The sequence below is a fragment of the Polynucleobacter sp. genome (assembly GCF_044342855.1).
In the GTDB taxonomy this organism is placed as follows: Bacteria; Pseudomonadota; Gammaproteobacteria; order Burkholderiales; family Burkholderiaceae; genus Polynucleobacter.
Genome location: NZ_JBIIPA010000001.1, coordinates 129,104 through 150,178, shown reverse-complemented (window position 1 = coordinate 150,178; position 21,075 = coordinate 129,104). Strand labels below are relative to the sequence as shown.

General features: G+C 46.7%; 20 protein-coding genes. 13 read left to right on the top strand and 7 right to left on the bottom strand.

Annotated elements, in window-relative coordinates; translation table 11 throughout:
- Positions 1–66 precede the first annotated feature (66 nt).
- Positions 67–2,439 carry a DNA topoisomerase IV subunit A gene (gene parC, locus ACIQZ3_RS00775; RefSeq protein WP_397389709.1) on the top strand — a complete coding sequence of 791 codons (2,373 nt, stop codon included), beginning with the start codon at positions 67–69 and terminating at the stop codon, positions 2,437–2,439.
- 67 nt (positions 2,440–2,506) lie between these two features.
- Here parC and ACIQZ3_RS00770 read toward each other — a convergent pair whose 3' ends face one another.
- Positions 2,507–3,466, bottom strand: a complete 960-nt coding sequence (locus ACIQZ3_RS00770; RefSeq protein WP_397389683.1) for an XdhC family protein — start codon at positions 3,464–3,466, stop codon at positions 2,507–2,509.
- A 76-nt stretch (positions 3,467–3,542) separates the two neighbouring features.
- On the opposite strand from ACIQZ3_RS00770, the gene ACIQZ3_RS00765 reads away from it, so the two are divergent.
- Positions 3,543–4,193, top strand: coding sequence for an NTP transferase domain-containing protein (locus tag ACIQZ3_RS00765; RefSeq protein ID WP_397389682.1), 651 nt, complete (start codon positions 3,543–3,545; stop codon positions 4,191–4,193).
- Between the two features lie 4 nt (positions 4,194–4,197).
- Here ACIQZ3_RS00765 and ACIQZ3_RS00760 read toward each other — a convergent pair whose 3' ends face one another.
- The 3 genes from ACIQZ3_RS00760 to ACIQZ3_RS00750 form a co-directional block, all read right to left on the bottom strand.
- Positions 4,198–4,656: a RidA family protein gene (locus ACIQZ3_RS00760; protein ID WP_397389681.1), complete on the bottom strand. Its 459-nt coding sequence runs from the start codon at positions 4,654–4,656 to the stop codon at positions 4,198–4,200.
- A gap of 80 nt (positions 4,657–4,736) precedes the next feature.
- Positions 4,737–5,912 (bottom strand): VWA domain-containing protein, encoded by a 1,176-nt coding sequence (locus tag ACIQZ3_RS00755; protein WP_397389680.1) that lies wholly within the window; start codon positions 5,910–5,912, stop codon positions 4,737–4,739.
- Between the two features lie 33 nt (positions 5,913–5,945).
- The gene (locus tag ACIQZ3_RS00750) at positions 5,946–6,803 is read right to left on the bottom strand and encodes an AAA family ATPase (protein ID WP_397389679.1); all 858 of its coding nucleotides are present in this window, start codon (positions 6,801–6,803) and stop codon (positions 5,946–5,948) included.
- A 165-nt stretch (positions 6,804–6,968) separates the two neighbouring features.
- On the opposite strand from ACIQZ3_RS00750, the gene ACIQZ3_RS00745 reads away from it, so the two are divergent.
- Positions 6,969–7,334, top strand: coding sequence for a c-type cytochrome (locus tag ACIQZ3_RS00745; protein WP_397389678.1), 366 nt, complete (start codon positions 6,969–6,971; stop codon positions 7,332–7,334).
- A 17-nt stretch (positions 7,335–7,351) separates the two neighbouring features.
- Positions 7,352–7,696 (top strand): c-type cytochrome, encoded by a 345-nt coding sequence (locus ACIQZ3_RS00740; RefSeq protein ID WP_397389677.1) that lies wholly within the window; start codon positions 7,352–7,354, stop codon positions 7,694–7,696.
- A gap of 78 nt (positions 7,697–7,774) precedes the next feature.
- On the opposite strand, the gene ACIQZ3_RS00735 is transcribed toward ACIQZ3_RS00740, so the two are convergent.
- On the bottom strand, positions 7,775–8,413 hold the full coding sequence (locus ACIQZ3_RS00735) for a GntR family transcriptional regulator (RefSeq protein ID WP_397389676.1): 639 nt from the start codon (positions 8,411–8,413) through the stop codon (positions 7,775–7,777).
- A gap of 96 nt (positions 8,414–8,509) precedes the next feature.
- On the opposite strand from ACIQZ3_RS00735, the gene scpA reads away from it, so the two are divergent.
- The 8 genes from scpA to ACIQZ3_RS00695 are packed head-to-tail and all read left to right on the top strand — an operon-like array spanning position 8,510 to position 17,655.
- On the top strand, positions 8,510–10,705 hold the full coding sequence (gene scpA, locus ACIQZ3_RS00730) for a methylmalonyl-CoA mutase (protein WP_397389675.1): 2,196 nt from the start codon (positions 8,510–8,512) through the stop codon (positions 10,703–10,705).
- Between the two features lie 22 nt (positions 10,706–10,727).
- On the top strand, positions 10,728–11,753 hold the full coding sequence (meaB, locus tag ACIQZ3_RS00725) for a methylmalonyl Co-A mutase-associated GTPase MeaB (RefSeq protein WP_397389674.1): 1,026 nt from the start codon (positions 10,728–10,730) through the stop codon (positions 11,751–11,753).
- Between the two features lie 9 nt (positions 11,754–11,762).
- Complete coding sequence (locus ACIQZ3_RS00720) at positions 11,763–13,295, top strand: acyl-CoA carboxylase subunit beta (protein WP_397389673.1); 1,533 nt, start codon at positions 11,763–11,765, stop codon at positions 13,293–13,295.
- 26 nt (positions 13,296–13,321) lie between these two features.
- Positions 13,322–15,346 (top strand): acetyl-CoA carboxylase biotin carboxylase subunit, encoded by a 2,025-nt coding sequence (accC, locus tag ACIQZ3_RS00715; protein ID WP_397389708.1) that lies wholly within the window; start codon positions 13,322–13,324, stop codon positions 15,344–15,346.
- An 8-nt stretch (positions 15,347–15,354) separates the two neighbouring features.
- Positions 15,355–15,819, top strand: coding sequence for a VOC family protein (locus tag ACIQZ3_RS00710; RefSeq protein WP_397389672.1), 465 nt, complete (start codon positions 15,355–15,357; stop codon positions 15,817–15,819).
- 18 nt (positions 15,820–15,837) lie between these two features.
- On the top strand, positions 15,838–16,560 hold the full coding sequence (tsaB, locus tag ACIQZ3_RS00705) for a tRNA (adenosine(37)-N6)-threonylcarbamoyltransferase complex dimerization subunit type 1 TsaB (protein WP_397389671.1): 723 nt from the start codon (positions 15,838–15,840) through the stop codon (positions 16,558–16,560).
- Positions 16,553–17,098, top strand: a complete 546-nt coding sequence (locus ACIQZ3_RS00700) for a GNAT family N-acetyltransferase (RefSeq protein WP_397389670.1) — start codon at positions 16,553–16,555, stop codon at positions 17,096–17,098. The genes tsaB and ACIQZ3_RS00700 overlap by 8 nt, the downstream gene beginning before the upstream one ends.
- Before the next feature lie 2 nt (positions 17,099–17,100).
- Positions 17,101–17,655, top strand: a complete 555-nt coding sequence (locus ACIQZ3_RS00695) for a hypothetical protein (RefSeq protein WP_397389669.1) — start codon at positions 17,101–17,103, stop codon at positions 17,653–17,655.
- A gap of 9 nt (positions 17,656–17,664) precedes the next feature.
- On the opposite strand, the gene lplT is transcribed toward ACIQZ3_RS00695, so the two are convergent.
- On the bottom strand, positions 17,665–18,984 hold the full coding sequence (gene lplT / locus ACIQZ3_RS00690) for a lysophospholipid transporter LplT (RefSeq protein WP_397389668.1): 1,320 nt from the start codon (positions 18,982–18,984) through the stop codon (positions 17,665–17,667).
- Positions 18,985–19,034: 50 nt separating this feature from the next.
- Between lplT and alr the strand changes: the two genes are divergently transcribed.
- Positions 19,035–20,159, top strand: a complete 1,125-nt coding sequence (alr, locus tag ACIQZ3_RS00685; protein WP_397389667.1) for an alanine racemase — start codon at positions 19,035–19,037, stop codon at positions 20,157–20,159.
- Between the two features lie 39 nt (positions 20,160–20,198).
- Here alr and ACIQZ3_RS00680 read toward each other — a convergent pair whose 3' ends face one another.
- The gene (locus tag ACIQZ3_RS00680) at positions 20,199–21,071 is read right to left on the bottom strand and encodes an outer membrane protein assembly factor BamD (RefSeq protein WP_397389666.1); all 873 of its coding nucleotides are present in this window, start codon (positions 21,069–21,071) and stop codon (positions 20,199–20,201) included.
- Positions 21,072–21,075: the final 4 nt, after the last annotated feature.

Here is a 21,075-nt window from a genome sequence, read left to right as displayed (position 1 = left end):
AAAAAAACTCCAGGTGGCACGGAGCCGCATGATCAGGCAGACTTGTTTGCTGGCGAGCCTATTGAAATGAATATTGTTGAAGTGGATGAACCCATTGCTGCTCAAGCAGGCGGCCCTAAGGATCCGCATGATCCTAAAGTTGTTGAGCTCAATGAAGATGACAAAGACAGTCTAACGCTGGCAGTCTACGCAGAGCGCGCCTATCTTGATTACGCAATAAGCGTAGTTAAAGGCCGCGCCTTACCGGATGTGTCAGATGGTCAAAAGCCGGTTCAACGCCGTATTCTGTTCTCGATGAGTGAGATGGGTTTGCGCGCTGATGCCAAGCCAGTGAAAAGTGCTCGTGTTGTGGGTGATGTATTGGGTAAGTTTCATCCACACGGCGACCAATCTGCTTATGACGCATTAGTCCGCCTTGCCCAGAGCTTCTCTCTACGCTACCCATTGATTGATGGTCAAGGTAACTTCGGCTCACGTGATGGTGATGGCGCAGCGGCAATGCGTTACACCGAAGCACGTTTAACCAAAATTGCTGGCCTTTTACTGAGTGAGATTGATGAAGGTACGGTTGATTTTGCGCCGAACTACGATGGATCTTTCCAAGAGCCCAAGTTGTTGCCAGCACGTTTGCCTTTTGTTCTTCTAAATGGGGCATCTGGTATTGCTGTAGGTATGGCGACGGAGATTCCTTCGCATAACTTACGTGAAGTAGCTAGTGCAGCCATTGCTTTGATGAAGTCTCCGAAAATGAGTACTTCAGAGTTGTTGGAGATCATGCCTGGCCCAGACTATCCAGGCGGCGGTCAGATTATTTCTTCCCCGGCAGAAATTGCGCATATCTATGAAGCGGGTCGTGGTAGTTTAAAAGTGCGCGCGCGTTGGTCTGTCGAAGAATTGGCTCGTGGTCAGTGGCAAATTGTAGTGAATGAGTTGCCGCCATCCACTTCATCGCAACGCGTACTGCAAGAGATTGAAGAGATTACTAATCCGAAGGTCAAGGTTGGCAAGAAGACCTTAACCCCTGAGCAGAGCAATCTCAAATCCACCATCTTGAATGTGCTCGATGGTGTACGTGATGAATCGAGCAAAGATGCTGCTGTGCGCTTGGTATTTGAGCCTAAGAGCAAAAATATTGATGTCAATGAGTTTGCGAACTTATTACTCGCTCACACATCATTAGAGTCCAATGCGCCAATGAACTTGGTGATGATTGGTACTGATGGCCGCCCACGTCAAAAGGGTCTCAAAGAGATTATTTCTGAGTGGATCTCTTTCCGGGTTGCTACTGTTACACGCCGTACTCAGCACCGCTTAGGTAAGGTGAATGACCGCATGCATATTTTGGAGGGGCGCTTAATCGTTCTTCTGAATATTGATGAGGTCATTAAGATCATTCGTAATAGCGATGAGCCTAAGGCCGACCTTATTAAAGAATTCAAACTCAGTGATCGCCAGGCGGAAGATATCTTGGATATCCGTTTGCGTCAGTTGGCTCGCCTTGAGGGCATCAAGATTGAACAAGAGTTAAAAGAGCTCAAGTCTGAGCGTGACGACCTTGAAGGTTTGTTGCAGAGCGATACCGTTCTCCGCAAACGCATCATCAAAGAAATCGAATCCGATATGAAGGATTTTGGTGATGATCGTCGTACCTTGATTCAGGAAGATAAGCGTGCTATTGCTGAAACTAAAGTGTTGGATGAGCCAGTTACAGTCATTGTGTCTCAAAAGGGCTGGGTGCGTGTACGCCAAGGCCATGAGCATGATGCAACACAGTTTGGCTTTAAAGCGGGTGATGCTCTCTACGGCACATTTGAGTGCCGCACAGTCGATGTGATACAAGGTTTTGGTAGTGATGGTCGCGTTTATACCGTGCCGGTTAGTGAGCTGCCTGGTGCCCGTGGTGATGGTTCGCCATTGACCAGCTTTGTGAACTTGGCTGCTGGATCACAAATGGTGGCTTACTATGCCGGCCAGCCTGATGATCTAGTGCTTATTTCTACAAGATCAGGTAATGGCTTCCTTGCAAACGTAGCCGATATGACTACCCGTAACAAGGCTGGTAAATCATTTGTTGGTATTGATGGCAAATTCCCAGGTGGTGATGCACCTCTTGGAGCAGCTAAAGTCACGGTCGGTATGAAGCAAGTAGCCTGCTTATCAGAGGGCTCTAAGTTATTGGTATTCCCGCTGGATGAGCTGAAGCGTTTGCCTACTGGTGGTAAGGGTGTCATTTTGATGGGTCTAGATGACAAAGAGAAGTTGGCATCTGCAATTGCAGTCGGCCCTGATGGCGCTACATATTCTGGTGCTGGACGCGCAGGTAAGCCAACCGAATTAAGCCTTGATGCGAAAACCTTGAAATCGTTTGCAGGCAATCGCGCGCGTAAGGGTCATTTCGTAGAGCCAAGACTCAAAGACGGAAAGCTCAAGGCAAACTAAGAAGCAAGCCTAGCTTGATAGAAGTTTAAAAACCCGGTCATTAACTGATCGGGTTTTTTGTTTTCACTTATACCTTTTTAGGAATTGGAACACCGTACTTGACGGCAATCACTTCAGCCAAAATGGATACAGCAATTTCAGGTGGTGTCAAAGCGCCGATAAATAGACCAACAGGCCCATGAAGACGCTCCACTTGTTCTCGTGTCACATCAAATTCCAATAAGCGGTCTTTGCGTTTCTGAGTATTGATTCTGCTGCCCAGTGCGCCAACATAAAAAGCAGGGGACTTTAATGCTTCCATCAAGGCCATGTCATCGAGCTTGGGATCGTGGGTTAAAGCCACTACAGCCGTATGCGAGTCAACGCCAATTTCTAGCAACACATCATCTGGCATGCCCTTGATAAATTGAATCTGTTCACGATTGATGCCTTCTGCATACTCTTCACGAGGATCAATGACGATAACTTCAAAGTCAGATGCCAGGGCAAAGTCTGCTGTATAAAGCGATAGCTGCCCGGCACCAATAATGACCATGCGCCAACGAGGACCATAAGTGATTTTCATTAATCGCTCATCGCAAATAAATGCCTCGTTACGGTTTCCGGCTTCTAGAGTCGATTTACCGCTCGTAAGATCAACTATGCGGGAGGTAATTTGGTGACCGGAGATGGAGGTCAGAATAGCTTCCAGAATCACCAATTCTGGTTTTGGTTCGACGAGCAAACGTAGCGTTCCGCCACAAGGCAAACCAAAGCGCGCTGCCTCTTGCTGGCTCACCCCGTAGACCACCATTTCTGGGAAGTCTTTAGTCAGGATTTCAGTTTGAACTCGACGAATCAAGTCGTCTTCAACGCACCCACCAGATACCGATCCAGTAACTTGCCCATCGCCCCGAATAGCCAACCAAGAGCCGATGGGTCTTGGGGCAGAACCCCAGGTTTGAACCACCGTGGCAATGGCAACGGGATGGCCGGCCTTGAGCCAGTCAACCGCGGCTTTTAATACGCTTAAATCGGTACTGTTCATTTCTTGACTTTAGTTTTCTTATATTTAATTTTTTGTATTTATTATTTTTTCTGGCAATCTAATTATTATCACCCTAATGACAAGTTCTAGCCCATCCACTCAAGCTTCGCATTTACGCCTTGCCGTACTCTTGTTGGCGGCGGGAGAGGGTAGTCGGCTGGGTACGCATCCCAAAGCCCTGCTCCGCAAAGCGGGTCAGACTCTTTTACAGCGATTTTCCGGTGCAATCCAACGATTTGCCCCAACTCAATACACCGTAGTGACTGGCTTTCATGCCGAAGCGATTCAGTCCGAGATCGAGAAGTTGAATACCGCCTTGGCTCATCCAATTAAGGTCATTCAAAATCCTGCTCCAGAAAAAGGTCACGCTTCATCTGTTCGCCTTGGCCTCGAATCCCTTAAAGGGGAGTTTGATGTCTTACTGGTCGCACTCTCAGATCAACCTGAGATAGGGGTAATAGAGGTTCAAGAACTGCTAGATGCATTTCTCAAGCGAGAGATCGGCGAGGAAATCATTCTCCCAATGGTGGAAGGTAGGCGCGGTAATCCGGTGCTCTTCTCACGAAAAGCAATATCAGCAATTCTTGCAAATCCTGGGATGGTTTGTCGGAAATATATGGATGCTCATCCTGACCAAGTGAAGGTTATGCACGCCAGCAATCAGGCATTTGTATTGGATGTCGACATGCCGGAAGACATTCATAAATACAAATTAAGCCTGACTTAGTTTTTTAAATCTCGGCAATCAGCTCGATTTCAACGCAAGCACCCAAAGGGATTTGGACAACGCCAAATGCACTGCGTGCATGCTTACCGGCTTCGCCAAATACCTCAAAGAGCAGTTCTGAGCAGCCATTAACAACTAAATGTTGTTCAGTAAATTCAGAAGTGGAATTCACGAGACCCATTACCTTCACAATGCGCTTTACTTTATCTAGGGAGCCCAAGTGATTTTGTAAAGTAGCAATTAAATCAATCGCAATTGACTTGGCTGCAGCTTTGCCGGTCTCTGTATCCATATCTTGACCAAGCTTGCCAACCCAAGGCTTGCCATCTTTCTTCGCAATATGACCAGAAAGAAAAACAGTGTTACCAGAGGTAGCTGCCATTACATAAGCGGCGGCAGGTGGTCCAGGCGGAGGTAGATCAATACCAAGGGTTTTCAGGCGATCGTTAATGCGATTTGTCATAGAGTTCAGTGGTGTTAAATAAAAGACGGAAAAAAAGGAAATGGGTCAATAGAGACTTTATTACAGCAAATATTACTTGATTACTTTGACAGTTGACGCATGGCATTTTCAAGGCCATTCAAAGTCACGGGATACATACGGTCTTTCATCAAACCTTTCATGATGTCGATGGATTGCCTGTATTGCCAAACGGATTCTGGCTCTGGATTGAGCCAAGCAAAGTGCGGGAAGTGGTCAATCAGGCGATTGATCCACGATGCACCTGTTTCTAGATTGTTGTATTCAACCGATCCGTTGAGGCTCAGAATTTCATAGGGAGACATAGTGGCATCTCCAATGAAAATGAGTTTGTAGTCGGGACCATACTTATTAATGATGTCTTGAGTGGCTGTCACCTGGTCTCGTCTGCGTCGATTACTTTGCCAGAGATGGTCGTACACACAGTTATGGAAGTAGTAATACTCCAGGTGCTTGAATTCAGTTTTGACGGCAGTAAACAATTCAGAAATCCGTTGGATATGGTCATCCATCGATCCGCCGACATCCATTAGCAACAGGACTTTGACTTGGTTGTGACGCTCGGGTCGCATTTGGATATCAAGCATCCCTGCATTTGCAGCAGTGGAGTGAATGGTCTTGTCCAGATCTAACTCTAGATTGGAGCCTTCTCTGGCAAATCGACGCAAGCGACGCAATGCCATTTTGATATTGCGTGTCCCTAGACTGAGATCGCTGTCGTAATCTTTAAACTCTCGCGCTTCCCAGACTTTGATGGCTGTACGATTGCCAGCACTTTCACCACCAATACTAATACCTTCTGGGTGATAACCGCTATGACCAAAAGGAGATGATCCTCCGGCACCAATCCATTTATTCCCGCCGCCGTGCCATTCCTTTTGTTCCTTCATGAGTTCTTGAAGACGCTTTTGTAATGCCTCGGGACCGCCTAACTTTTTGAGCGCTGCTTTTTCTTCCTCAGTGAGTACGCGCTGTAATTTTTTCTCTAGCCAGTCCAGGGGGATATCGGGAGCAAGGGCCATGATTTGCTCTACGCCATTAAAGTAGGAGCCAAAGACTTGATCAAAGCGATCAAAGTGCTGTTCATCCTTTACCAATGTCATGCGCGCTAATTGATAAAACTCATCAATTGAAGGCTCAATGACGCCTTCCTTTAAAGCCTCCAATAGCGTTAAAAATTCTCGAACAGAAACCGGCACCTTGGCCTCTTTGAGTTTGAGAAAAAATTGAATCAACATGATTCAGCTATTGCGGTGTTGAAGTACGTGAGATCAGCGGTGATTGCGATTCATCATGACGAGACGCTCAAACAAGTGAATATCTTGTTCGTTTTTTAGAAGGGCGCCATGTAACGGTGGAATCGCAATCTTGTCTTCGTTGCTATAGAGCGCTTCAGCGGGGATGTCTTCAGCTAACAAAAGCTTTAACCAATCGATTAATTCAGAAGTAGAGGGCTTCTTCTTCAAACCCGGTAGTGATCTGATTTGGTAAAAAGACTTAAGAGCCGCATCCAGCAATTCTTGTTTGATGTTTGGGTGATGGACATCCACAATGCTTTGCATAGTTCCAGCATCTGGAAATGAGATGTAATGAAAAAAGCAGCGACGCAAAAATGCATCCGGCAATTCTTTTTCATTGTTTGAGGTAATGATGACAAGAGGGCGGTGTTTGGCCTTGATAAGCTCTCTTGTTTCGTATACGTAGAACTCCATGCGATCAATTTCTCGTAAAAGATCGTTCGGAAATTCGATATCCGCTTTATCAATCTCATCGATTAACAGTACAACAGGCTCATCGGCTTTAAATGCTTGCCAAAGGACACCTTTAACAATGTAGTTGCGTATGTCATTTACTTTTTCATCGCCAAGCTGGGAGTCTCTTAGTCGGCTAACCGCATCGTATTCATAGAGCCCTTGCTGAGCTTTGGTGGTTGACTTGATATGCCATTGCATCAGGGGCATATTCAATGCTGCGGCAACTTCCTCAGCCAGCATGGTCTTACCTGTTCCTGGCTCACCCTTGATTAAAAGAGGGCGCTGCAGCTGAATTGAGGCATTTACCGCCAATTTCAAGTCATCAGTAGCTACATAGCTTTGGGAGCCATCAAAGCGGGATTTGGTCTTAGTCATCTCTAGAGCAATCAATTTATCTTCGAATAGCGTTCAAGTATAGGTAAAAGGGCGGGTATTGTCAGTGTTTTCACTGATTTCAAGCTCTGGAATGGAGAATTTTCTCCTGTCTCCGCTATACTCTCTCCAAATTGATTTAAATCAAACTCGTTAACGATGATTTCTATGAAAAAACACCTCATTCTTTCCCAATTTGTACTCTGCGCTGGCTTGGCTTTTGCCGGTTTTGCTGCTCAAGCTCAAGACGTCAAAGGTTCTGCTCAGGCTGGACAAGGCAAGGTTTGGCTCTGTATCGGCTGCCACTCTATTCCTGACTACCGCGCAGACTATCCCTTGGTTTACAAGGTTCCAATGCTTGGCGGCCAAAATGCTGCCTACATTGCGAGCGCTTTGTCTGCCTATAAGAAGGGCGAAAGAAAGCATCCAACGATGCGTTCAATTGCTGCTAGCTTGTCTGATCAAGACATGGCTGATCTTGGCGAATACTATGCTGCGCAAACTGCCAGCTCACCAAATAACCCATTGAAGTGATATTTAGAGGCACGTTTATGAAATTCGCACTAATTACCGCCATTTTGTTATCCAGTATCGGCGTGGCTCAAGCTGCTAGCGCTGATAAAGGCCAAGCACTTGTAGAGAAGGCTAATTGTGCTTCTTGCCATGGCGCTGGACTAAACGCACCTATTCTGCCTGCCTATCCAAAGCTAGCTGGCCAGTATTCTGATTACCTCTACTACGCATTAAAAGCGTACAAAGTAGGCAATGGAAATGCCCAATACGGTCGCAATAACGCCATTATGGGTTCCCAAGTTCAGACATTCTCTGATGCGGATATGCAAGATATCGCTGCTTATATCGCCAAATTACCAGGAAACTTTGTAATTAAGAAGTAATTCAAAGACTCTTGCTGCACAAGTAAAAAGGCTTAGGTTAATCACCTAAGCCTTTGTTCTTATGGGCCTGCGTTTCGCTTATTTGGTTGCCTCAAGCCCTCTAGTGAGATGTTTTCGCATTGCCAGCTCTGCTGCCAGAGGATCTCTTTTAAGGATGGCCTGAAGAATTTCGCGATGCTCCACGAGTGAGCTTAATAAACGGCCACTTCTGGTCAAGGAGTCACGTCTTTGGAGCTTTAGCACCTTGCGAAGGTCTTCAATTACGCCATTCATCCACTTGTTGCCAGCAATTTCTTGGATCAGATCATGAAATTTGACGTTAATCTCAAAGAATTGCTCAGTATCACGGTCTGCTGCAGCCTTTTCTAGGCGGTGATGCAGGTTATCAAGCTGTGTGAGCTGAGCTTCAGTTGCCTTTATGGCGGTTTCTTTAGCCGCTTGACCCTCCAGTAAGGAGAGGACAGTAAATATTTGCTCTAGGTCGCGCCGATCAACTTCGGTGACATAGGCGCCTTTATTCATTTTGGTTGTCACTAGGCCTTCAGAGGTCAGCACCTTGATTGCTTCACGCATCGGTGTACGTGAGATGCCAAATTCTACCGCCAAGCTTTGCTCGTCCAGCCAGCTCCCAGGAGACAGTTCATGCGAAAAGATCTGCTCGCGTAGTCGCTCGGCTACATCTTCGTATAGAGGCCTATTAATTAGTTTTGTATTCATAATTATGTATACATTATCTATACAAATTTAAAAATGTCAAGCAAAATAGCCTTACAAATTTAGTAACAATGTAATAAAGCCAACCGGGAGTGCTTTATGAGTACAAGTGAAAAAAAGTCAGCATCGAATGCGTCCAATGCCTGGCCTAATGTGCCGGATAGCAATTTAGATGCTTGGAAAAAATCAGCCCAAAAGTCAGCGCAAAATGGTGATGTTGATAAATTAGGTTGGCAAACACCTGATGGTATTCATCTCAAAGCCTTGTATACAGCCGAAGATACCGAAGGTCTTCGGTACACACATTCATTGCCAGGGTTTGAGCCATTTGTGCGTGGGCCTCAGGCAACGATGTACTCAGTTCGTCCTTGGACTATTCGTCAATACGCCGGCTTTTCAACTGCAGAAGAATCCAATGCGTTTTACCGTAAGGCGCTAGACGCAGGTGGACAAGGTGTTTCTGTTGCTTTTGACTTGGCAACCCATCGCGGCTATGACTCTGATCATCCACGTGTAACTGGTGACGTTGGTAAAGCCGGTGTAGCAATTGATTCTGTAGAAGATATGAAGATTTTGTTTGCTGGCATTCCATTAGACAAAGTTTCCGTTTCAATGACGATGAACGGTGCGGTGTTGCCAGTATTGGCTGGATACATTGTTGCCGGTGAAGAGCAAGGCGTGAAGCAAGAGTTTTTATCCGGAACAATTCAGAATGACATTCTGAAAGAGTTCATGGTGCGCAACACTTACATCTACCCACCAGAGCCTTCCATTCGCATCATCGGTGACATTATTGAATACACCGCTAAGCACATGCCGAAATTTAATTCGATCTCTATTTCGGGTTATCACATGCAAGAGGCTGGTGCGAACCAAGTTCTCGAATTGGCATTCACATTGGCTGACGGTAAAGAGTATGTAAAAACCGCCTTGGCCAAAGGATTGGATGTTGATGGCTTTGCTGGTCGTCTTTCATTCTTCTTTGCTATTGGCATGAACTTCTACTTAGAAGTTGCTAAGTTACGTGCTGCACGCCTCTTGTGGTGGCGCATCATGAAGTCCTTTGAGCCAAAGCATCCAAAGTCGCTGATGTTGCGTACGCATTGCCAAACATCCGGCTGGTCTTTAACCGAACAAGATCCGTATAACAACGTTGTTCGCACAACAGTTGAAGCTATGGCTGCAGTATTTGGTGGCACTCAGTCCTTGCATACGAATTCATTTGATGAGGCGATTGCTTTACCATCCGAGTTCTCTAGTCGTATTGCTCGAAATACCCAGTTGATTCTGCAAGAAGAAACACACATCACTAGCGTTATCGATCCATGGGCCGGTTCTTACATGATGGAGAACCTCACTCAAGAGATGGCTGATAAAGCTTGGGAAATTATCCAAGAAGTAGATGCCATGGGTGGTATGACCAAGGCCGTGGAAAGTGGCTGGGCTAAATTAAAGATTGAAGCTGCAGCTGCTGAGAAGCAGGCCAAGATTGACTCTGGCTCCGATGTCATCGTTGGTGTTAATAAATATAAGCTCGGTAAAGAAGACTTAGTTGATGTCTTGATGATTGACAACGATAAGGTTCGTGAAAGCCAAGTTGCACGATTAAAAGATATCAAAGCGAAGCGCGACTCCAAAAAAGTAGAGGCTGCATTGGAGGCATTAACTAAAGCTGCAGAAGAAAATACAGGCAATCTATTGGGGTTGGCTGTGCAAGCAATTCGTTTACGCGCTACGGTTGGTGAAGTTTCTGATGCATTGGAAAAAGTTTACGGGCGCCATCGCGCCGATACTCAAAAGGTGACTGGTGTGTATGCAGCTGCTTACGACTCAGCAGAAGGCTGGGAAAAATTGAAGGTAGAGATTGCTGATTTCGCAAAAGACTTTGGCCGTCGTCCACGCGTGATGATTGCGAAACTTGGTCAGGATGGTCATGATCGCGGTGCAAAAGTAGTTGCAACCGCCTTTGCTGACTTGGGCTTTGACGTAGATATTGGACCGCTGTTCCAAACCCCAGAAGAGTGCGCTCGACAGGCGATTGAAAATGACGTTCACGCTTTAGGAATTTCAACTCTGGCTGCTGGTCATAAGACCTTGGTCCCGGCAATCATTGCTGAATTGAAAAAGCAGGGTGCTGACGATATTATTGTCTTCGTTGGCGGTGTGATCCCAAGACAGGACTACGACTTCTTGTGTGAGGCAGGTGTGAAGGGTATTTATGGCCCAGGCACTCCAATTCCAGCTTCAGCCAAGGATGTGCTTGAGCAGATTCGTAAATCTGTAAAGCCAGAGTAATTTACAGATCGAAAACATCAGCATGCTGAATGCAGTTGACCAAGCTTTAGTGAATGATCTCACTAGTGGGCCGTCATTGGCTCAGCGTCGGGCTTTAGCCAAGATCATTACCTTGCTTGAATCTACGCGCATGGATCATCGTCACCGTGCAGATGAGGTGCTCAATACCTTATTACCAAAGACGGGCAAGTCATTTCGCCTTGGAATCTCGGGTGTGCCTGGAGTTGGCAAATCCACTCTGATAGAGACTCTCGGTTTGCATCTGATTGAGAAGGGGCATCGTGTTGCTGTTCTGGCTATTGATCCTTCTTCTAGCTTATCCGGCGGCTCCATTTTGGGCGATAAGACGCGCATGGAGAGGTTATCGGTATTGGATAAGGCCTTTATTCGTCCAAGTCCATCATCTTGCACATTGGGCGGCGTGGCCGAGAAAACGCGTGAAGCAATGTTGGTCGCTGAAGCAGCAGGCTTTGACATTGTGATCGTTGAAACCGTAGGCGTTGGCCAAAGTGAAATTGCAGTTGCCGGCATGACAGACATGTTCTTGCTATTGCAATTACCTAATGCTGGCGATGATCTACAGGCGATCAAAAAAGGCGTCATGGAGATTGCGGATCTGATTGTGATCAATAAGGTTGATATCGATCCAGATGCCGCTATGCGTGCGCAACTATTTATTACGAGCTCTCTCCGTCTTTTGGGTTTTCAAGGCAATCCCGATCATGCCTCACATGATCAAGAGTATTGGCATCCTACTGTCATGACCTTAAGTGCGCTAGAAGGTAATGGCGTACCCGAGTTATGGGAAAAAATTCTGCATTTTCAGAAGCTACAGAACGCTAATGGCAAATTGCAATACCGCCGAAAACAGCAGGCAGGCGCGTGGATGTGGGATCGCATTGATGCAGGTCTTAAGAATGCTTTTCAGAATCACCCAGCAGTACAAACACTTTTACCTGGTCTGAGTGCCGAGGTAAATCAAGGAACCATGGCCGCTTCTGTTGCCGCTAGACGTTTGCTCGAAGCAATGGGACACGAATTTTTCTAAGGGGTAGTTATGAAGGACATCATTCAACAGCTAGAAGCAAAGCGTGAACTTGCCAGATTAGGTGGCGGGCAAAAGCGTATTGCTGTTCAGCATTCCAAGGGTAAGCTCACCGCACGCGAGCGTATTGAGCTCTTGCTAGATGCCGGTACCTTTGAAGAGTGGGATATGTTCGTTGAGCATCGTTGCCACGATTTCGGTATGGCTGATCAAACTGTTCCGGGTGATGGTGTTGTCACTGGTTACGGCATGATTAATGGCCGCTTGGTGTTTGTATTCTCACAGGACTTTACCGTCTTGGGCGGCTCTCTTTCAGAAGCGCATGCTGAGAAGATTTGCAAGATCATGGATCAGGCGCTCAAAGTAGGTGCGCCGGTGATTGGTTTAAATGACTCTGGTGGTGCACGTATTCAAGAGGGTGTTGCTTCATTGGGTGGCTATGCTGAGATTTTCCAGCGCAATGTAACTGCCTCGGGCGTTATTCCGCAAATCTCCTTAATCATGGGCCCATCAGCTGGTGGCGCTGTATATTCACCAGCCCTTACTGACTTCATCTTCATGGTGAAGGATAGTTCTTATATGTTCGTGACTGGTCCGGAAGTAGTAAAGACCGTAACGCATGAGGATGTCACTGCAGAAGAGTTGGGTGGTGCGGTAACTCACTCCACTATTTCAGGTGTTTGTGATTTAGCTTTTGATAATGACGTTGATGCCATCATGATGCTCCGTCGTTTCTTCAATTACCTGCCTTTATCCAATCGCGAAAAACCACCCATGATCAATGGGGCTCAGCGCACTGAAGAGCCTGATTTCTCACTCGATACATTGGCACCTAGCAACCCCAATCAACCGTACGATATGAAAGAGTTGATTGAGAAGATTGTCGATGACGGCGAGTTTTTTGAGCTCCAGCCTGATTACGCAAAGAACATCCTGATCGGTTTTGCGCGCATGGAAGGTCGATCAATTGGTATCGTTGCTAATCAGCCTTTAGTTTTAGCGGGTTGCTTGGATATCAAAGCATCTATTAAAGCTGCTCGTTTTGTTCGCTTCTGCGATGCCTTCAATATTCCCGTTGTGACCTTGGTTGATGTACCTGGATTCATGCCTGGTACATCGCAAGAATACGGCGGCATTATTAAGCATGGCGCCAAGTTGCTTTATGCCTATGCGGATTGCACAGTTCCTAAGGTGACACTGATTACACGCAAAGCCTACGGCGGTGCCTATGACGTGATGGCCTCTAAGCATTTGCGTGGCGACGTTAACTTTGCTTGGCCTTCTGCAGAAATTGCCGTAATGGGCCCTAAAGGCGCTGTTGAAATTATCTTCCGTGAAGAAAAATCGGATCCAGCAAAAATTGCTGCGCGTGAGGCTGAGTACAAGGCGAAGTTTGCAAACCCATTTGTGGCAGGTCGACGTGGCTACATTGATGATGTGATCTTGCCGCATGAGACACGTAAGCGCATCTCACGTTCTTTGGCGATGCTAAAAGACAAAGAGCTCACAAACCCACCACGCAAACACGGCAACATTCCTCTCTAAGGCGCCGATAAATCATGACTACGAAAATGTTTAAGAAAATTTTGATTGCTAACCGCGGTGAGATTGCTTGCCGTGTAATGAAAACTGTCAAGAAGATGGGTATTAAGACGGTTGCCGTCTACTCTGAAGCGGATAAAGAGGCGCGTCATGTTCAGATGGCTGATGAGGCTGTTTGTATTGGGCCTGCTCCCTCACGCGAATCGTATCTGGTGATGGATCGCATCATTCAGGCTTGTAAAGATACTGGTGCTGAAGCAGTTCATCCGGGTTACGGCTTTCTTTCTGAAAACGAACAGTTTGCTAAGCGCTGCGAAGAAGAGGGTATTGTATTTATAGGTCCCAAGCATCAGTCTATTGCAGCCATGGGCGACAAAATAGCCTCGAAAAAACTGGCTCTTGAGGCTAACGTTAATACCATCCCTGGCTACAACGAAGCGATTGATACAACTGAAGAAGCAGTCAAGATTGCTCAAGGAATCGCTTACCCGGTGATGATCAAGGCATCAGCAGGCGGCGGCGGTAAGGGCTTGCGTGTTGCATTTAATGATAAGGAGGCTGCCGAAGGCTTTGCTGCCTGTAAAACAGAGGCAATGAATAGCTTCGGCGATGACCGTATCTTCATTGAAAAGTTTGTCGAAGGCCCGCGCCATATTGAGATTCAGGTTCTGGGTGATTCGCATGGCAATGTTGTTTATTTGGGTGAGCGTGATTGCTCGATTCAGCGTCGCCATCAAAAGGTGATTGAAGAAGCTCCATCACCATTTATTGATCCTGCAACCCGTAAGGCAATGGGTGAGCAGGCTGTTGCTTTAGCAAAGGCTGTGAACTATCAATCCGCCGGTACAGTCGAGTTTGTGGTTGGTAAAGACAAGTCTTTCTACTTCCTCGAGATGAATACCCGCTTGCAAGTTGAGCATCCAGTAACCGAAGGCATTACCGGCTTAGATTTAGTCGAGCAAATGATTCGTGTAGCTGCTGGTGAGAAGCTGGTGTTTAAGCAGGAAGATATTAAGCTTGATGGTTGGTCAATGGAGTGCCGTATCAATGCGGATGATCCATTCCGTAACTTCCTGCCATCTACCGGCCGATTAGTGAAATATCGTCCACCAGAAGAGTTGGATGGTGTACGCGTAGACACTGGCGTCTATGAGGGTGGCGAGATCCCGATGTACTACGACTCGATGATTGCGAAGTTGATCGTTCATGGCAAGGATCGCACTGAAGCAATTGAGAAGATGCGTGCTGCACTCAATGACTTTGTCATTCGCGGCATTCATTCAAACATTCCTTTCCAGGCAGCGCTTTTGCAGCATCCACGATTTGTATCCGGTGACTTCACTACTGGCTTTATTGCTGAAGAGTATCCAGATGGCTTCAAGAAGGATTCTGTTCAGCCGGCTGATCCGAAGCGTTTAGCAGCCTTAGCAGCATTTATGCGCTATCGCTACCTCGAACACATCAAGATGATTGACGGTCAATTGGCTGGCCATGAAATGACCATTGCGAAGAAGTTTGTAGTGGTTACTGGCTCACGAGTCGGATCAAGCGAAGAGATGATGGAGATTCCTGTTCGCGTTGATTTAAAAGATGGCGTCTACTCTGTCTACATCGAAGAGGAGAGCGATGTTAGTCGTTACAACATCGTTAGCAATTGGCGTCCAGGCGAGCTTTGCTTACGTGCAACCATCAATGGCACACATAAGATCACTGCACAAGTAGAGCGCAAGGGCGTTAAATACGCACTCGTCTTAGATGGAGCGCATTACGAATGTATGGTCTTGAGCCCTCTAGGTGCTGAACTTCAACGTCGTATGTTGGTTAAGATTCCGCCAGACACTTCAAAGTTAGTGATGTCTCCAATGCCTGGCCTCTTAACTAACATTTCTGTCAAGGTTGGTGAAGCGGTTACTGCTGGTCAGAAATTGGCTGCCATTGAAGCCATGAAAATGGAAAACACGCTTGTTGCCGCACAAGATGGCGTGGTTGCTGAAATCTGCGCCAATGTTGGCGAAAGCTTAGCGGTTGATCAATTAATCATTCGCTTTGAATAAGGTGAGTCATGACTAAACCATTCAAAATTTTGGGTGTTCAGCAAATTGCTATCGGTGGCGAAAATAAAGATCGCCTCCGTAAGCTCTGGGTTGACTTATTAGGCTTTGAATATAAGAGTACTTTTGTCTCCGAGCGTGAAAACGTTGATGAAGATATTTGCGCAATTGGTACTGGGGCTCATGAAATTGAAGTTGATCTCATGCAACCCTTCGATATTGAAAAGAAGCCAGCTGTTCATCAGACGCCTTTAAATCATATTGGCCTATGGGTAGACGACCTGCCAAAGGCAGTTGAGTGGTTATCAGCTCAGGGCCTGCGCTTTGCTCCAGGGGGTATTCGTAAGGGTGCTGCGGGATATGACATTACCTTTGTTCACCCTAAAGGCAATGAAGAGTTTCCGTTTTGTGGTGAAGGCGTACTGATTGAGCTAGTTCAGGCTCCACCAGATATCATTGCAGGCCTGAGTTCATAAGTATCTAGAGAGTCCAAATTGACCCGTATATTGGCCATCGACACCTCCTCAGCGTGGTGTTCGGTGGCTTTATCTTTACCTGATGCTGCGCCTTTAGTTCGTCACCAAAAAGTGTCGGCTGGCGCTAGCCAACTCTTACTGCCTTGGGTGGAAGAGCTGCTATCCGAAGCTTCGATTGAACTTTCTTCTCTAGATGCGATTGCGATTGGTAATGGCCCAGGAGCTTTTACTGGAGTACGATTAGGTGTGGCTGCTGTTCAGGGCCTAGCCATAGCGGCAAGGCTGCCAGTTTTACCTGTGACGAGTTTAGATGCCATTGCTAGTCAACTGATTCAGACCCCCGCTTTTATTTCTTCTGGCGCTCAGTCATTTGTTATCGCAGTAGATGCTCGCATGGATGAGGCTTATTGGGCTAGCTATCAGAATGTCGCAAATCAATTACCCCAGCGTCAGGGAGAAATACACCTGACTCCACCAGAGGGAATTGAGCTCGCGAATATTGAGTTCTTGGCTGGTAGTGCAATCATTGAGTTTGGAGATCGTGTTTTTGCAAGTGTTTCACAACCCTTTGCTGGTAGCCATCTTGATTCTGTTATTGGGGTGAATGCTCTAGGCGTTTTGGCCTGTGCCGAGGAAATGTGGGGCAAAGGTCTGCAGCAAGATGTGCATCTGCTAGAGCCTCTCTACATCCGTAACAAGGTGGCATTGACCTCTTTGGAACGAAGTCAGCAACATGGTTGATAACGCCCATTCTTTGCACTCCAGTGCTGAAGGTGTATCAGAGCTCTCATTTCTACCGATGACCGTGGCAGATTTAGATTCTGTATTAGCAATTGAATCTGTTTCGCATATTCATCCTTGGACAAGAGGCAATTTCTCAGATTCACTTGCCGCCGGGCATTGGGCTTATTGTGTCAGACCTCAACTGGAAGATGCGGTAAGAGGCAGCTATTTAGATCCCGAAGTTCTCTGGGCCTATTGCATTTTGTTCCCGGCCGTAGATGAGTTGCACCTCTTGAATATCACCGTCTCTCCAAAGTTGCGTCGTTTAGGTATTGGCATAAAAATGATGAATGCAATTGAGGGTGTAGCGGCACAGCAAAAAATGCCCCGGATTATTCTTGAGGTTCGCCCCACCAATGAGGCGGCCCTAAAGCTCTATCAAAGCCTGGGATACGAGCAAATTGGTTTGCGTAAAAACTACTACCCAGTTGATGCCACAAGCAAATTGCGTGAAGATGCTCTAGTTTTAGCTAAATCGATTAAGCTTGAGGCATGAATATGAGTACAAATTCTACCTTTCTGAAAGAGATGGGCATTAGCGAGTGGACTTCACGAGACGCTGCTCCAGAACAAGCCCAGGTAATGGTGGCTGCAGCAGTGACTGCCCAACAGGCTGATCCAATCGCTACCGCAGCAGCCGTTAACCCGGAAACACGTGAGCGAATTTCTTCTGGAATATGGTGGTTTTTTGGTAACAAACCTCAGGGTGACGCAGAAGCACTTTTTCAGAACATCATTCGCGTTCTTGGCTTAACTCCACAAGAATGGACTTGGAAAAATCCAGCCGACAAGCTCAATCCAGAGTTATTGCCACAAGATGGAACTCCGATAGTTGCTTTAGCTTTTGGAGGTCCGGCAGCTCAAAAATTATCAGGCGAACGTGATGCATTACCGGAGCTTCGCGAAACCGTTTTAGCTATTAATGCTGATGGTGCAGAGGATCTGCCGCTGATTGCGACTTTTGAGCTAAATCAATTGATTGCTAGGCCAAAAGATAAGGCCTTGTTTTGGCAAGATTTGTTACTTGCTAAATCGGTATTGCAAAATATCTAAGGCTTGCGCTTAGTGCTTGTGCTCACCAATCAAATGCATTGAGTCATATTCAGCTTGATTGGCAGCATGACGTTTGATCACTAGCCACATTATTGCGCTTACAGCGACACCAAAGCCAATGATTACTGCCTGAATCGGTGCATCTATCCAAATTAATCCAGAGTAGATTAAGAGCATCATCAACACTGAAATGTTTTCATTAAAGTTTTGAACGGCAATCGAATGGCCCGCAGACATCAGCACATGTCCGCGGTGTTGAAGTAGTGCGTTCATTGGCACCACAAAGTAACCGGCTAGCCATCCAACCAATATCAATAAGAAATAGGCTGGCAATAGGTTCAAGGAGATCTCAAACTTACCGATAGTCCAGAGTGTTGTATTAGGCAGCATATCTGAGTTATAGATTGCCATGACGCAGACCACGAGACCCATAGCAATGCCGTAAGGAAGGACTCTGAGGGAGCTACGAAGTGGAACGCGCCAAGCTGCCCACATAGCCCCTCCAGCAACACCAAAGGCCGAGATTGCCTGAAGAATGGCTCCCTGAGATAAGGTCATGTGCAAGGCAACTTGAGCCCACTTAATCACAATGAACTGCAGGGTAGCGCCAGCCCCCCAAAATAGAGTGGTCACTGCCAAGGAGATCTGTCCAAGACGATCATTCCAGAGGGTCTTAAAGCAAACAGCAAAATCCTTTATCAACTCGATTGGATTGGTTTTCTGGGACTCATAGCGCGCCCCAGTATCCGGAATGCGTAAATTGATCAGAGCGGCCAATACGTAAATCATCATGATGATCAGAATGGCGGATTCTGCGGCGGTATCAATGCTGGTATCGAGGACCGGCATATCCAGGCCTAAAAGGCTCTCGGAGACAATTTTACTGATGAGGACACCCCCAAGCACTGTCCCCATAATGATGGAGCCTACGGTAAGGCCCTCAATCCATCCATTGGCTGCAACCAGCTTCTCTGGGGGTAGCAGCTCGGTCAAAATGCCGTACTTAGCTGGTGAGTAGGCAGCAGCCCCAAGACCAACAATGGCATAAGCGAGTAAAGGGTGGCTACCAAAAAGCATGACCGCGCAGCCGATAAACTTAATTGTATTGGTGATGAACATGACATTGCCCTTAGGGCGGGAGTCAGCAAAGGCTCCCACAAAGGCTGCCAGCAATACGTAAGAGAGAACGAAGAATAATTTGAGTAAAGGAGTCATCCAGGCCGGAGCGTTGAGCTGGACCAAGAGGGCGATTGCTGCGATTAGCAATGCGTTATCAGCAAGCGACGAAAAAAATTGCGCCGCCATAATGATGTAAAAACTACGGTTCATTCGTACAATCTAGTCATTAATGTAATTAAAACATGAAAGGAGGGGTGGATATGAGCTCGTCGGCTAATCGCTTGATAAATAGGCCAATCTTGGCAACTATACACACTGATGCCTTTCGTCATAATTTAGGTCGAATTCGTGAACTCGCCCCGGAATCAAAAATCTGGTCGGTTGTAAAGGCCAAAGCCTATGGGCATACCCTTGAGGCTGCCTTTAAAGGGCTGGAGTCTACTGATGGTTTTGCCTTGCTGGATATTGCAGATGCACAATGGCTCAGAGATCATGGCTGGGAAGGCCGCATCCTGCTTTTGGAGGGTCTTTTTAGTCAACAGGAGCTTGAGTTAGCAAGTAGGCTCAAATGTGATTTGGTAGTCCACAGTAAGAAGCAAGTTGCCTGGCTGGAGTCCTTTGCTAATCATTCGGGTCAACCAATCAATCTCTTTTTAAAGCTCAATTCCGGCATGAATCGCCTTGGTTTTAGGCCAGAGCACTACCGGATTGCTTTTCACCGTTTGCATGCGGCTGGTTATCGATTACACCACATGACTCATTTTGCTAATGCCGATCAAGTCGATCAAGCGCCATCGGTAGGTGAGCAAATGGAATGCTTTGCGCAGGCGACTGAGGGCTTAGATGCCCCGAGCTCCTTAGCTAATTCAGCGGCAATACTCTGGCATCGCAATGCATTGGGTGATTGGGTTCGTCCGGGAATTATGTTGTATGGCGTTTCACCTACGGGAGTGCATGCCGATATTGTTCGTTCTGAACTTCAAGCAGTGATGCAGTTACGAAGTGAAATTATCGATATTCAGGAATTAAAGAAGGGTGATCTCGTTGGCTATGGTGGTCGCTACCAAGCTCAAGAAGATATGCGAATCGGCGTGATTGCTTGTGGCTATGCAGATGGTTATCCCCGTCAGGCAGAGGATGGCACGCCAGTTTGGGTGGAAGCTGCAGATGCCCAGGGTGAGGGGATGATTTGCCCTATTGTTGGGCGAGTATCCATGGACATGCTAACGATTGATTTGCGTGAAGCACCCAATGCCAAGATCGGCAGTGTGGTTGAACTGTGGGGTCAAGAAGTGCCTGTGGATGATGTAGCTCAGATGAGCGGAACCATTGGCTATGAGCTTATTTGCGCATTGGCACAAAGGGTGCCAGTAGTAATCAAGTAACGCTCTGCGCTACTTGATTGCATCTGCCTTATTTGATTTTTACTTATTCCAGATCTGCCACCAACGACGCTCTTTTTGAACGCGTTGGCCGGTAATCATCATTTGGCTATCAGGGAAATTGAGTTTGAATACGCGAAGCGAATCATTACTCAAGTCGGTCATACCCAACTTCTCATAAGACTTCGTCAGTAGGTAGAGGGCTTCCTCAACAGCAGGTGCGCGATCGTAATCACGAATAACTAGTTGAGCTCTATTAGCTGAAGCTAGATAGGCACCACGTTGAAAGTAGAAGCGTGCAACGATAACGTCAGCCTCTGCTAAAGAGTTCACGATGTAGCGCATGCGATCCAAAGAGTCGGGTGCATATTTACTATCTGGGAAGCGCTCAACAACTACTTTGAAAGATTCAAAAGCTTCTTTAGCTGCTTTTGAATCGCGCTCACTTAAATCTTGCCCAGTAAATTTACCGAGCCAACCCAAATCATCATTAAAGCTAATCAAGCCCTTGAGGTAGTAGCCGTAATCTAAATTAGGGCTACCTTGGTGAAGTTTGATGAAGCGATCAATGGCAACTAAAGCTTGAGCTTGTTCCTGACCTTTCCAGTAACAATAAGCAGCATTAATTTGGGCTTGTTGTGAATAAGGGCCGAAAGGGAATCGGCCTTCAAGCTTCTCAAAATACTTGCCGCACTTAGCGTAGTCGGCATCATTTAATTTATCAGTAGCCTCGGAATAGAGCTTGGTCTCAGACCAAAGATCAGAATCATCTTTTGCTCCATCGCTACCTGCACAGCCACCCAGAACTAAGCAGGCTGCACTAGCTGCAATAAATAAAGAAGTAAGGGATTTTCTGGAAGATGACCCAATGGTGGCAGCAAGCCTTAAACTGGCGTCTGTAATAACGTCCGACATAACT